At 47.5% G+C, this 13,396-nt stretch carries 11 protein-coding genes; 6 read left to right on the top strand and 5 right to left on the bottom strand.

The genetic code is table 11. The annotated features are described in order from the left end of the window. The 3 genes from polX to LTAR_RS12990 are packed head-to-tail and all read left to right on the top strand — an operon-like array spanning position 1 to position 2,799. Positions 1-1,740: a DNA polymerase/3'-5' exonuclease PolX gene (gene polX / locus LTAR_RS12980; protein ID WP_062422699.1), complete on the top strand. Its 1,740-nt coding sequence runs from the start codon at positions 1-3 to the stop codon at positions 1,738-1,740. Between the two features lie 15 nt (positions 1,741-1,755). Beyond that, positions 1,756-2,559, top strand: a complete 804-nt coding sequence (locus LTAR_RS12985; RefSeq protein WP_062422700.1) for a biotin--[acetyl-CoA-carboxylase] ligase — start codon at positions 1,756-1,758, stop codon at positions 2,557-2,559. A gap of 15 nt (positions 2,560-2,574) precedes the next feature. Beyond that, the gene (locus LTAR_RS12990) at positions 2,575-2,799 is read left to right on the top strand and encodes a hypothetical protein (RefSeq protein WP_062422701.1); all 225 of its coding nucleotides are present in this window, start codon (positions 2,575-2,577) and stop codon (positions 2,797-2,799) included. A 60-nt stretch (positions 2,800-2,859) separates the two neighbouring features. Here the strand turns inward: LTAR_RS12990 and gyrA are convergent, their stop codons facing one another. From gyrA to LTAR_RS13015, 5 genes are all read right to left on the bottom strand, one after another. Further along, positions 2,860-5,370 (bottom strand): DNA gyrase subunit A, encoded by a 2,511-nt coding sequence (gene gyrA, locus LTAR_RS12995; protein ID WP_062422702.1) that lies wholly within the window; start codon positions 5,368-5,370, stop codon positions 2,860-2,862. Positions 5,371-5,436: 66 nt separating this feature from the next. Beyond that, a complete protein-coding gene (locus LTAR_RS13000) occupies positions 5,437-5,946 on the bottom strand; it encodes a hypothetical protein (RefSeq protein ID WP_139044560.1) in 510 nt (169 codons plus the stop codon). Positions 5,947-6,074: 128 nt separating this feature from the next. Then, positions 6,075-8,009 carry a DUF5671 domain-containing protein gene (locus LTAR_RS13005; RefSeq protein WP_062422704.1) on the bottom strand — a complete coding sequence of 645 codons (1,935 nt, stop codon included), beginning with the start codon at positions 8,007-8,009 and terminating at the stop codon, positions 6,075-6,077. 31 nt (positions 8,010-8,040) lie between these two features. Beyond that, on the bottom strand, positions 8,041-8,514 hold the full coding sequence (locus tag LTAR_RS13010) for an Rv0361 family membrane protein (protein WP_158423444.1): 474 nt from the start codon (positions 8,512-8,514) through the stop codon (positions 8,041-8,043). A 135-nt stretch (positions 8,515-8,649) separates the two neighbouring features. Further along, on the bottom strand, positions 8,650-9,222 hold the full coding sequence (locus tag LTAR_RS13015; RefSeq protein ID WP_062422706.1) for a xanthine phosphoribosyltransferase: 573 nt from the start codon (positions 9,220-9,222) through the stop codon (positions 8,650-8,652). A 94-nt stretch (positions 9,223-9,316) separates the two neighbouring features. Here LTAR_RS13015 and LTAR_RS13020 point away from each other — a divergent pair, with 94 nt between their 5' ends. From LTAR_RS13020 to rsgA, 3 genes are read left to right on the top strand one after another with little or no spacing between them, the layout of a single operon-like run. Next, a complete protein-coding gene (locus LTAR_RS13020; RefSeq protein WP_081419977.1) occupies positions 9,317-9,982 on the top strand; it encodes a Maf family protein in 666 nt (221 codons plus the stop codon). 4 nt (positions 9,983-9,986) lie between these two features. Next, complete coding sequence (locus LTAR_RS13025; RefSeq protein ID WP_062422707.1) at positions 9,987-12,275, top strand: penicillin-binding transpeptidase domain-containing protein; 2,289 nt, start codon at positions 9,987-9,989, stop codon at positions 12,273-12,275. Further along, positions 12,275-13,177, top strand: a complete 903-nt coding sequence (gene rsgA, locus LTAR_RS13030; protein ID WP_062422708.1) for a ribosome small subunit-dependent GTPase A — start codon at positions 12,275-12,277, stop codon at positions 13,175-13,177. The genes LTAR_RS13025 and rsgA overlap by 1 nt, the downstream gene beginning before the upstream one ends. Positions 13,178-13,396 lie beyond the last annotated feature (219 nt).

The raw sequence follows: 13,396 nt of genomic DNA on the forward strand, positions 1-13,396 counted from the left end.
ATGAACAATGAACAATTTGCCCAGGTATTTGACCGTATTGCTGATTTATTGGAAATTAAAGGTGAAGTGGTTTTTAAGACGCTGGCATATCGCAAAGCAGCTGAAAGCATCCGCGACCTTCCGGGCAGCCTGAAGGCTTTTCACCAACAGGGTAAGCTGATGGAGATTCCCGGTATTGGCAAAGCAATTGCAGAAAAAATTGAAGAGCTGATCGCCACGGAAAAGTTGGGTTTCCTTGAGAGGTTGGAAGCTGAAGTTCCGGTTGGATTATTAGAGGTGCTACAAGTGCCAGATGTTGGTCCGCGCAAGGCGGCCTTATTTTGGAAACAGGCCGGGGTGACGTCGCTGGCAGAACTGGAAGCGGCCGCCAACGCGGGAATTATTCGGACATTGCCCGGAATGGGTGAAAAATCTGAAGCCCGCATTTTGGCCGGTATTGATGCCCTAAAACGACGCGGCCATAGACTAAATCTGGATACAGCCCGGAGTATTGCTGACCGATGGTTGGATTGGATCCGTCATCAGCCCGGGGTTGAAAGGGCCGAAGCCGCCGGAAGCCTGCGCCGTTGGAAGACGACTGTCGGAGATATTGATATTGTGGTTGCCATTAAAGAACCATCGGAACTTATGAAAGCACTGGCCAGTCATCCCGATGTGCAGCGTGTTCTGGGAACCGGTGATAATAAAACCAGTCTGGAATTACCCGGCGGAATAAATATGCAGGTATGGACACAGCCGCCCGACCGATTTGGAACGCTTCTTCAATTTGTATCTGGATCCAAAGATCATAATGTGGCATTACGTGCCCTGGCTCAAAAACAGGGACTATCACTGAGCGAACAATGCATCACAACGGCTGATGGCAAAGAGATGTTGTTTGCCGATGAAGAAGGAATTTATAAAACCTTAGGATTAGATTTCATACCGCCTGAACTGCGGGAAGATCGGGGTGAAATCAAGGCGGCCGAAGAGCACAGGCTTCCCCGGTTATTGGAGGTGAGCCAACTCACGGCTGAATTACACACCCATTCTACCTGGAGTGACGGAATCAACACCATTGAAGAGATGGCGCGCGGCTGTCTCTCACGGGGGCTGAAAATCTATTCTGCCAGTGACCATTCTGGTGGACTCGGAATTGCCGGAGGGCTAAAACCGGAACGACTGCGGGAACGTAAAAAAGAAATTGAACAGGTTCAGCAAAAACTGGGGAACGGGATCACCATTCTGGGGGGCGCTGAAGTGGAAATTAAAGCTGATGGTACCCTGGATTACAATGATGAAACCCTCGCCTGGCTGGATGTGGTGGTGGCTTCCTTGCATACTTCCCTGAGGCAGCCAAGGGATGAAATAACGGCACGATTGGTGAATGCCATACGGCATCCGCATGTGGATATCATCGGTCATGCCAGTGGTCGTTTGTTGCCTAATCGCGAAGGTGCCGACCTGGATTGGGATATTGTGCTGGATGAAGCTCAAAAATCCGGTGTAGCTTTTGAAATCAATGCCAATCCTTCACGGTTGGATATTGACGAAGTTCATGTACGGCAGGCTGTGGAAATGGGCATTCCCATTTTTATCAATACGGATGCGCATGCCGTGGAACAACTTGACCTGGTAGTTTATGGGGTTTCTGTGGCACGCCGGGCCTGGTTGAAGCCAGATCAAATACTTTCCACTTGGGAACCAGACCGCCTTCTGACCTGGTTAAAGATGCCGAAAGCAAATCGGAAGAACCTGTAATTCTTATAGAAAATAATGGCATCAGAGTTCACATCCGAATCGCTTCAAGTAAAACTGGCACCGATCATTCCCGGTGAAATCCGGTATTTTGACGTTACCGGTTCCACGAATGATGATGCCCTGCGTTGGCTGCAAGCAGGCGCGCCTGACGGCAGCCTTGTGGTGGCAGATGAACAAACCTCCGGACGCGGAAGAATGCAGCGTACATGGGTCACCCGTCCGGGCGCATCTCTGGCTTTCAGCCTTATTTTCCGGCCGCAAATTCATGACCAGATTCCGTTTTATGCCCCTCTGGGTGCCCTTGGTGTTGCTCTGACTCTGGAAAAATTATACGGAGTCTGTCCAGAGATCAAATGGCCGAACGATGTGCTCATTTTTCGAAAAAAAGTCTGCGGTATACTGGCTGAGGCAGACTGGCAGGACAGCCAGCTTGCCGGTCTGGTGCTGGGTATTGGCATCAATGTTGCATCAACAGCCGTACGCAAGGAAGATAATTTCATCTTTCCAGCGGATTCATTGCAAAACAGCCTTGGCAGGCCTATAGACCGTCTGGATGTGCTGGTGGAAACCATTCGATCGGTCTTTTTATGGCGGCAAAAGATTGGGAATGACGTTTTTTTACGTGAATGGAATAACAGGCTGGCTTTTCGCGGTGAAAAGGTACAGATTCACAGACCACAGCAAGATGTAATGAACGGAACCGTACTACACATTGCGCCAGATGGCGCTTTGTGGATCAGAACAGATAATGGAGAGGATGTACCAGTTTCGGCAGGTGATGTATCATTAAGACAGACACAAACGTCGCCGACGAAGTAAATTGGGAGGCTGGATATGCTGGACGATTTTCGGAATACATCAGAACAACCTGATTATCAGGAGCCGGTACCGCCCGCCGCGATGCCTGCATATCAAGAAGAAAAGCCGGCGCAATCCCGCTTTCTGGGAATGACGCCGTTCCAACGTTTTATTATTGTTTTCTTGCTTTTTATGTTGACCTGCGTACTGGGGTCATTCTGTCTGTTGATAACAGAAAAAATAATTCCGCCTTTCTTTTAGGTGGAAAAATTTTATACTTTCGAAAAAGAGCCGGATTACGGCTCTTTTCTTTTTTAATCGTTATTTTGTCTTTTGTGGTTGACCTACGGCCAGGTCTTCCTGTGTCAGGCGCGCCATAGACACAGCCAGTTGAGATTTGGTCAGATTGATGATGTGAACTCCCCGGCTGGCTCGCCCCTGTGATGCAATGTCTTTCACTTTAAGACGCAACATCACACCGCCGCTTGTCATGATGGTGATTTCATCGTCTTCCTTGACGATTCTTGCAGAAACCAGAAGGCCGGTTTTCGGTAATGCTTTTTCATCAATGGTCATAACACCACTGGTTGCCCGTCCCTTGGTCGGATAATTCTTGATGGCTGTGCGTTTACCGAAGCCGTTTTCGGTCAAAGTAAGCAGGAAACTATCTGGCTCTACCACTTCCATCGAAGTGACTTTATCTCCTTCGGCCAGGCTGATTCCAGCCACACCGGAAGCCGGCCGGCCCATGGCACGAACGGCCGTTTCTTTCATGCGCAGTGCTTTACCCATCTTTGTGACCAGAATAATTTCATCATTGCCGCTGGTCTGGCGAACCCAGCCGAGTTGATCGCCTTTATCAAGCCCCATGGCGATCAGACCTGAAGGGCGGACTGAGGAGAATTCAGATAGCACCACACGCTTGATCTTGCCATTAACGGTGGCCATGGTGAAGTAATCGGCTTTGTCAAAATCAGGAACGGCGACTGCTGTGGTGATCTTTTCATCCGCCCCGATAGATAGAATATTTTGAATGGGAATGCCTTTGTCTGTGCGGTTGGCATCTGGGAACTGATAGGCTTTTTCCGAATAGACCTTCCCCTGATCAGAGAAGAAAAGAATGGTGTTGACACTGCGGGCAGGGATGAGCATAGCAATCTCATCTTCATCCTTCATGCCCTGACCGGATACTCCGCGTCCTCCGCGGGCCTGTGTCTTGTATTGGCTGGTTTGGGTGCGTTTTACATAACCACGCTGGGTAATACTGATCAATACCGGAACGTCAGCCTGTAAGTCTTCTTCTTCAAGTTTTTCAGAGGCATCATGGGCGATACGAGTGCGGCGTTCGTCGCCGTACTTATCACTCATCTGTTTAAGATCGTCCTGAACGACTTTGAGGATTTTCTTCGGGTTAGCCAGTAAGTCTTCCAGATAACTGATCAAATTTTTGACTTCTTGGGCTTCCTTCTCAATTTTTTCTCGTTCAAGGGCAGCCAGACGGCGTAATTGCATATCCAGAATGGCTTGAGCCTGAATTTCTGTCAGTTTGAATCTGGTCATCAGGCGAGTTTTTGCCGTGTCAGCATCCGGCGATTTGCGGATGGTCGCAATGACTTCATCGAGGTTGGCCAGTGCGATAAGCAGCCCGTCCAAGATGTGCATACGGGCGCGGGCTTTTTCAAGTTCAAATTGAGATCGGCGGGTAATTACCGACCGGCGGTGTTCTATATAAATCTGCAGGGCGCGCTTGAGTGACAGGGTACGCGGCTCACCATCTACAAGCGCCAGAAGCTGGACACCGAAGGTGGATTGCAACGGTGTGTATTTGAAAAGTTGATTTAAAACCTTGCGGGGTTCGGCACCGCGTTTCAGTTCAATGACAATACTCATACCGCGGCGGTCAGATTCATCACGGAGATCGGTGATTGAATCAATGCGCCCCTCACGAACCAGTTCAGCAATCCGTTCGATTAGACTGGTTTTATTGATCTGGTAAGGGATTTCGGTGACTACAATGGCAAAACGACCGCCACGTATCTCTTCAATATGGGCCAGTCCACGAACCACCAGACGGCCGCGTCCAGTGGAATACGCCTGCCGGATACCTTCATTCCCGATAATTACGCCGCCTGTCGGAAAATCTGGACCCGGGAGGAATTCCATCAATGTATCTGGTGTGATTTTGTCAATTGTTTCGTAATGATCAATCAGATAGCTGATGGCTTTTGAAAGCTCCCGCAAATTGTGAGGCGGAATATTCGTGGCCATACCGACAGCAATACCGGACGAACCATTTAACAGTAGATTGGGCAGACGAGATGGTAAAACAAAGGGTTCTTTTAATGTGCCGTCAAAATTATCGCCAAAATCAACTGTATTCTTTTCAATATCCAGCAGCATCTCTTCGGCTAATGGATCAAGCCGTGCTTCGGTATAACGCATGGCAGCCGGAGCATCACCGTCAATCGAACCGAAGTTTCCCTGCCCGTCTATAAGCGGATAACGCATGGAAAAATCCTGTGCCATACGCGCCATAGAATCATAAACAGCCGAGTCGCCATGGGGATGATATTTACCCAAAACTTCACCGACGATACGGGCGGATTTTTTATATGGCGCATTGGAGCGGTTTCCCAGTTCAAGCATGCCATACAAGATGCGGCGATGAACCGGTTTCAATCCATCGCGGGCATCCGGAAGCGCACGCGCCACAATTACGCTCATGGCGTAATCCAGATAGGCAGTCCGCATTTCATGATCGATATCGATCGTTTGATTTGCGTTTACAGGTTCTTCAGAAGGTATTGGATTTTCAGGGGTTTGCGAGGTCATAGTCAGCTAGAATTATACCGCACAGCGGTATATCGCGTTTGCGTATAGTCTTGTGTTCTACTGGCTCTATCTCTTTAGAAATCGATTTAAGTCCTGTTGTTCAGCTAACAGAGAGACAACAGTGGATTTTTCTGGAAAAAGTTCTATCGCCAAGCCGTAAATATACTGGTATGAAAGGTTATTTTGTTCAAGGAACTTTTCCAGTATCTTGCTCAATTTATTGTGAAAAAGCTTATGCTGGTAATCATCACGAATTCCTGCGGCAAGAATTGTACTGACCACGAATGATATGATAGCCAGTACAACCCAAATTGGCAGGCTGATTCGTGTGGATCTAAAGATGAAATATCCTGAAAAAACCAGAACCGGCAATCCCCACCAGACAAGCAGGATCAGCCAGCCAGGGCCGGCGGGTATTGTGTCCAGTTCTTTATTCATCTGCAATAAAAAATCTTTACAAAGTTGACTTCTATCTTCCAGTATCCGGTGATCACCACAATACATACACGGTTCCTGATTTTTCATCGGGGCGCCGCAATTTGGACATACTGATTGCGTTTTTTCCGAATATTCCATAATTGCCTGCCGATAAGAAGTAATATATCTATTTTATAGATAATGCGAAATCATGCAAAGAAACAATTGACGGGAAAAATGATAGATATATGTCCCCTTTTCTTTCATAAAAACCTGACGAAGGCTTTTTACATCGGGAAGAAAGCGGAAATAATGCTTGCAATGATCATGAGGAGAACCTGCAGGGCAAACAATCCGCCAAACACATAGCCGACGATCACCCAGGGGCTGTTGGATGTGGAAGTGCGAACAGGTTGATTTTCAGCCAGCTGACGAATAATCCGTGCGGTTTCACGGGCTGATTCAAGTGTGTTGCGTGTTCCAAGCCCCTGCCATATCCAACCCTCTTTTTCTTCCGGGATGATCACACGCTTGCCGGAATAAGCATCCAACTTACCGCGGATCATTTCATCTGGTTCTGTGACGAACTTTACTGGAAGTACCAGTGCTTTGAATACGGTCAAGTCATTGACAGATGTGACTTCATCCTTTTTAAATACCGTCAGAGGAATGCCTGGTGCACTTTTTGAAAGGGATTCTTTTACCTGTTCCACATATTGTGAATCTGAGATGGCAAACAGGGCTGTTGGGAAAGAGGCATGACGCATTGACAGGGCAGCCTGGGCAGCCTTTCCATCTGAGTGTAACGCCAGGAAGTGATAAACAAGCCAGACAATGATGATGGCCAGGGTTTTTGAGTCATGTAGAAAATCCATTAATGGATTGCCCGGGTTTTCAACAGTTATCTTGCTGATCAGGTTATATAACAGTTGACCGGCAGATGCCATCATACCCACTACAAGGGAAAAGAGGAGAAGATACAGGTAGCTTTTTCGAATGATTGAACGTCGGGCATGATCGCCCATGTCGCTTGTCTGGGCGGCTTCCGTCTGTAAAACTGGCCAGTAACGAAGCCAGACGGGCAGTCCGATGATCAACATGGCCAATGATGTGCTGATGGAACTGGCATAGCTGGTCAGGCTGGTGAATTGACCAAAGATAATATCGATCATGACACCAAAAAGTTGTTGAATTCCGAAGAACACGGTGATATTTCCCAACAGGGAAAGAATATAGAAATACAACCTGCGAAGGGCTGCCTGCCGGAGAGTATCGGCGGCATTCTTTATCGTTTCATTCCATTGACGTCCGAAGTAGGCCCAGACAACTCCCATCGCAATGGTCACAGAAAGGGTAGAACTTAACCGGTTGAAGAGTTCGCTGCCGGTGATAGCCTCTTTTTCTAAAAACACTTTTAATACGGTTGCCAGCACCCATCCGCCACTGGTAAGGGTGATGATGATTCCGCCAAGGGCCAAACAATACAGGCTGACAAGTCGCAGATATGAATCGGCTTCCTCTCTGGAATCGAGTGATTTTTGAATCACCTGCCAGTTGAAGGTCCACAGGGGTGCTGAAACCAGCAGAATTGCGAGACCATTGGCCAGCATTTCGCGGGTCGGGTTGCCCAGATCGACCGGAGTATAAAAGATGTATTGCAGAATGAAGACTACCCCAAAGATCAGAAGTACCAGACTGTACAGCATCCAAATATATCGGAAGAGACGTCGGGTGCCCGGCAGATCATTCCCCGGAGTGTTATCTGCCCATTCTTTTTTAACTATGTGGAAAAAATAATAAAAAGCAACTGACAGCACCATAATGGCTATCAGATTATCGGCCAGGGTCTGTTCTGACCCGAGGAAGGCAAAGGTGTTATCGAGATCAAAGAGTTTTAACAATTCCCGGTTGATCAGGGCGATGATATTCTGTGCAATGGGAATCAATGTTGCCAGGTAGGTTCCGTAAAGGAAGAGTTCACGCAGACGGCTGGCTCGTTCGTCCGGGTCATGAGAACTGTCCCTCTGAATGAAGATCCAATGGAAGAGGAACATGGGAAGCCCAACAATCAAGAAAGCCAGTCCGCCGGCAATCTGGTCGCCAATATTGTTAAGACTGGCGGCATCGAAAATCGTGCGAGCCAGAGTGATGATGCTCCACATGACAACTTCAAGGCTGATGAAGGCAACCAGATAAAAATACAACCGTCTGATCGTGCGCATGAGATACTCCGTCCAGTTATCTGGCTGTCAACTAATACTTTAGGTTTTCATCGTACCAGTCGTATCCCCAGAATGGATTGGGGAACTTACGTATTTTCCATTGTCCGTTCTGACGCACCAGATCGACTGTTTCATGTTCACGGGAAAGTTCATTGAAGGGTCCACCGTAATTTCGTTGGATAACCACCGTAACAAACGCAGTGTCTCCTGTAATGGAGCTGGTTCCAAACGTGAGCCCGGCGCGGTTATACGATTCAAAGCTGGTAACGAAGAACTCCCGGAATCTGGCAAAATCTGGTTTGGCTTTATCTTCTGCCAGATATCCATAGGCTTTTTCAAAGTTCTTCTTCTGAAGAGCAAGAATATAATTCTGGATAATGCCTTCCGGTGTATCTTCGGCAGTGTAATGCGCCTCACCCCGGCGCATAAAAAAGAGCGAAAGGGCTACGATTACCAGTACACCGATACCGATTAGGATTCCAATGAGAAAACGATCAAGTTTCAAAACACCCTCCTGATCTGCCGCCATTATTTGCGGTTGAATCATCTCCTTTTTCATTGTAACGAAAACCAATAAACAAACCAACCATGTATAAAAAACACATGGTTGGTTTGACGTAATTAATAGGGAGCTGTTGGATTAATCGCAGAAAATTATTTTGCCGTCTTCCATCGAATCGATGCGTACGAGAGAAACGATCGGAACACCGAAAGATTCCAGGTTTTTCCGTCCGCCCTCAAAAGATTTTTCAATAAGTGCACCTATACCCACCAGTTCAGCCCCGGCAGCCTGTACCAATCGCACCAGACCAAGAATGGTGGAACCGGATGCCAGGAAATCATCGATGATCAATACTTTCTGGCCGCGTGGAAGGTAATCTGGTGAAACAATGAGGTCAACCATATGTCCTTTGGTATGCGAAGGTGCCACAGTGAAATACACCTGGTCGGGCATGGTTACGGGTTTATGTTTACGAGCATAGACAACAGGGAGCGAAAGGTGTTTGCCTGCCATTAAAGCCGGGGCGATACCCGATATTTCCGCCGTCAGGATGCGGTCAGCTTTACAGTTGGCAAAACTTCTGGCAAATTCTGCACCACAGGCATCCATCAATTCAGGATCAACCTGGTGATTGATAAAGCTATCTACTCGAAGAATGCCATTATTGAGATATTTTCCTTCTTTTAGAATGCGATCCTGTAAAAGCTGCATACCAAGCCTCCTCATTGATTTATCGTATTGTAATCTCCATTTATCAATATTCGTATCTGTTTTTTCCAACTTCAAACGTGTTAAAATTTTGACAATGTCTGCTCCTGTCCAGATTATTCTGGCTTCCAATTCTCCCCGCCGCCGCGAATTGCTGGCGTTAACCGGATGGCGTTTTATTGTCTCTCCGGCAGATATTGATGAAACTCCCAATCTGAAAGAACAACCAGAACAATATGTTCGGCGGCTGGCACATGGTAAAGCAACCGCCTGTACTTATAGTATCAAAGGTGTAATTCTGGCGGCAGATACCATTGTGGTGGATGGAAATCAAATCCTCGGGAAACCCGTTGACAGGGTGGATGCTGAACGAATGCTAAAACAGCTTCGCAATCGCAGCCATCAGGTCATGACAGCCGTTTCTCTGTTCAACCCGGCGACAGGCAAGATTGCGCAGGAGATTTACATCACTAACGTGCCCATGCGGAATTATTCGGATGAAGAAATTTCGGCGTATGTGGAGGGCGGCGACCCTCTGGACAAAGCCGGAGCGTATGCCATTCAACACACTGGTTTTCATCCTGTAGAAAACTTCAATGGATGTTTTGCCAGCGTTATGGGGCTGCCCCTTTGCCATGTAAAACGTATGGCTGCTTCATTTGGCCTTTATTCGCCGGACGATTTACCAGAGCGTTGCATGCATTTGAACAATTACGATTGCCCAATTTTTCGTCACATAGAAAGCGGGGCTGTCATTGGATAACAGAATGCTGACCGCGAAATATACTGCCATCAGAACCATCTGGATGATTATCATCTGTGTGATGCTGGTATCTGCCTGCACACCGTCAACTTTTTCAAACCGAAATATCACAACCGTAATCCCCACCCGTAATCCCTCTGCCAATTCAGCAGATGCACAAACGGCGGTGTTGAAATTCATTGAAGCCTGGAAGAGCGAAAACTACACCATGATGTATGACCTGATTACAACGGTCAGCCGTGATGCCATTTCACCGGCTGATTTCGAAAAACGGTACAGGGATACGGCACAAAATCTGGGCTATGATGATCTGGATGGCTCGGTTCTTTCGGTCATGCCTGGTGAACACGTTACGCAGGTCAATACACGGGTTGTCTACCATACGGCGGTTTTTGGGGATATATCGCGCGATATATTAATGAATGTTACAAAAGAAGATAATGAATGGCGTATCCAATGGGAAGACGGCCTGATCTTGCCGGAATTGCGTGGCGGAAACTTTCTGACATCAGAATATGCCTCCTCCGGGCGTGGAGATATTTATGACCGCAATGGCGCTCCTATCGCCACTCAGATTGATGCTATGGCTGTCGGTCTGAAACCGGCTGAATTATTAAAACCACAGGAAGGGAACCTGTTGGTTGCCCTTACCAAGCTGACCGGACGGACCAGTGATTCAATATTGAAACAATTAAATAAACACCGCGATGCTGACTATGTCCCCATTAGCGAGGTATCCGCGCAGGCTGTTCAGAAGATGTCAGATGAACTGGGGTTACTGCGAGGTCTTGTTCTAACTCCCTATAAAGGGCGGTTCTATTTTCAAGAAGGTGTTGCACCCCAAGCTGTTGGTTATTTATTAAAAATCTCGCCCGAACAATTGGAAGAATACCGCCGGAAGGGTTACTCTGGTGAAGAGACTGTCGGAGTTTCAGGACTGGAAGCATGGGCAGAAAATCGTCTGGCCGGTATTCGCGGCGGTTCTGTGTATGTACGCGATGCCAAGGGCAACATATTGACCCGCCTGGCAAATGCCAATTCAAAAGCCCCCGAATATTTGTACACTACGCTTGATCGCGACCTGCAGCTCCAGGCTCAACGGGCCATAGAAGGATACCGGGGCGCCATCGTTGTGATGGAGCGGGATACCGGGAATATTCTGGCCATGGTTTCGGCACCATCCTATGATGCCAATCTATTTGAAACCAATAATTTCAATTCAGGGTATCTTCTTAATGAAGCCATAAATGATCCTGACAGGCGGCTTTTGAATAGGGTAACGCAGGGCGCCTATCCGATGGGATCAATTTTTAAAATTGTGACCATGACGGCGGCATTAGAAAGCGGTTACTACCGGTCCAACACCACTTACGATTGCGGATATCGTTTTACTGAGTTGGCGGGAACCACTCTGTATGATTGGACATATACCTATCAGAAAAGCCCCAGTGGAAAAATTGACCTGATTGGAGGCCTTGTCCGATCGTGTAATCCGTATTTCTGGCATATTGGTCTGGACCTGTTCCAAAAAGGGGAAGCCAATGATATGGTGAACCATGCGGTGAAATATGGATTGGGGAAACCAACCGGAATCAAAGAGCTGGAAGAAGTTTCCGGCCAGGTACTGGACCCGCATAATGAAGGCGATGCTGTCCAACTGGCTATTGGACAGGGTTCCATGCTGGCTACACCACTACAGGTGGCAGTAATGATATCAGCCATAGGCAACGGGGGTTCGCTTTACCGGCCGCAGATTGTTTCTAAATTTACATCGGCAGATGGATCAATAACCTATTCCACCTCACCCGAAGTGGTAAGCCATTTAGATGAAAGACCGCAGATCATGGACGTGATCCGTAATGCCATGCGGCGTGTGGTTACAGATGAACACGGCACAGCCCAGGCGGCTCTCGCTGGAATCCAGATACCAATTTATGGAAAGACGGGTACGGCTTCAACAGCACAGGAAGAGCCACACTCCTGGTTTGCCGGTTATACCGATGCGGCAAAAGAGACGAAGAAACCTGATATTACCGTTGTGGTTTTAGCGGAGAATGGCGGTGAAGGTTCTATGGTGGCGGCGCCGATCTTCCGCCGGATCATAGAGATTTATTACAACGGCCGCCCATCCAAATTGTTCCCCTGGGAATCGTCGTTGTATGTGGCACGTGAACCAACACCTACGGCAGTCCCGACAGGTGAAATCACCGAAACTCCCGGTAACTTAACGGAAGATAAACCCACTCCTGTTGCCCCTTCCCCTATATTGGCCACGGCTACTCCTGAATCATAATGATTGAAGAAGGTTTGGTTGTACGAACGCAATCAGGGTTTGCCCGGGTAGATACTCCATCGGGATCATATACCTGCCGATTACGCGGAAAATTGAAACAACACCATAAAATCAGCGATATTCTATCTGTGGGTGACCGGGTAAAAATTACGGTTATCACAGAAAAAGAAGGTCGGATTGATGATGTCAGTCCGCGAAGTCGCGTGTTATCACGACTGGCCCCGGAAGCAAGGGGGATCCATGAACAGGTTCTGGTAGCAAACCCTGACCAGGTGCTATTGGTTTTTGCCTGTGCCAATCCGGCTCCTCACCTGAGAATGATCGATCGTTTTTTGATTGGTCTGGAAAAACAGGAAATCCCGGCGAGAATTGTTGTCAATAAAATTGATCTTGTGGAACGCAAAGAGATCGAAATGATCTTTCAATTGTATGAATCTCTGGACTTTCCGGTAGATTATGTATCTGCCGCTACAGGAAACGGGATACCTGAATTACGGAAGCAATTATCCAATAAGCTTTCAGTCATGGCCGGGCCATCTGGAGTAGGGAAGACCAGTCTGCTGAATGCTTTACAGCCTGGTCTGGGTGGATTGGTAAAAGAAGTCAGTCGGATCACAACAAAAGGTATGCATACCACCCAGGTACGCGAGTTATTCCCTCTGGAGAGCGGGGGCTGGCTGGCAGATCTACCGGGAATACGCAGCCTGGGATTATGGGACATCCAGCCAGAAGAATTGGACGGCTATTTTCGGGAATTTAAAGGTCTGGTTCAAGATTGCCAGTTCAATGATTGCACCCATCACAATGAACCTGGATGTGCCATTCGAAAAGCAGTTGAAGATGGACGTATTCATCCAGGCCGGTATGATTCCTATATCCGACTTCGATTTGGCGAGGAATGACAAAGAATTTTAATAATCGGATTGATTTCAATCTGTTCTGATTGAATAATTCATCCATTTGGGTGACTTTTTTATTATTTTCGTAAATTGATTTCTGTTCGTTTGACACTGTCCCAAAAAAACGATAAAATAACTGCACTTAAACATGCCTCCGGAGATAATCTGGAAGGCTCTGTTTGTTTATGATAATGTTTTCCATCTTCAGAATTGAGGTTGTAT

Origin of the sequence: Leptolinea tardivitalis, from assembly GCF_001050275.1 — a bacterium.
In the GTDB taxonomy this organism is placed as follows: domain Bacteria; phylum Chloroflexota; class Anaerolineae; order Anaerolineales; family Anaerolineaceae; genus Leptolinea; species Leptolinea tardivitalis.

Bases quoted from the DNA above. Each gene is read 5' to 3' on its own strand.
- polX (WP_062422699.1), top strand. From the start codon at position 1: ATGAACAATGAACAATTTGCCCAGGTATTTGACCGTATTGCTGATTTA.
- LTAR_RS12985 (WP_062422700.1), top strand. From the start codon at position 1,756: ATGGCATCAGAGTTCACATCCGAATCGCTTCAAGTAAAACTGGCACCG.
- LTAR_RS12990 (WP_062422701.1), top strand. From the start codon at position 2,575: ATGCTGGACGATTTTCGGAATACATCAGAACAACCTGATTATCAGGAG.
- gyrA (WP_062422702.1), bottom strand. From the start codon at position 5,370: ATGACCTCGCAAACCCCTGAAAATCCAATACCTTCTGAAGAACCTGTA.
- LTAR_RS13000 (WP_139044560.1), bottom strand. From the start codon at position 5,946: ATGGAATATTCGGAAAAAACGCAATCAGTATGTCCAAATTGCGGCGCC.
- LTAR_RS13005 (WP_062422704.1), bottom strand. From the start codon at position 8,009: ATGCGCACGATCAGACGGTTGTATTTTTATCTGGTTGCCTTCATCAGC.
- LTAR_RS13015 (WP_062422706.1), bottom strand. From the start codon at position 9,222: ATGCAGCTTTTACAGGATCGCATTCTAAAAGAAGGAAAATATCTCAAT.
- LTAR_RS13020 (WP_081419977.1), top strand. From the start codon at position 9,317: ATGTCTGCTCCTGTCCAGATTATTCTGGCTTCCAATTCTCCCCGCCGC.
- LTAR_RS13025 (WP_062422707.1), top strand. From the start codon at position 9,987: ATGCTGACCGCGAAATATACTGCCATCAGAACCATCTGGATGATTATC.
- rsgA (WP_062422708.1), top strand. From the start codon at position 12,275: ATGATTGAAGAAGGTTTGGTTGTACGAACGCAATCAGGGTTTGCCCGG.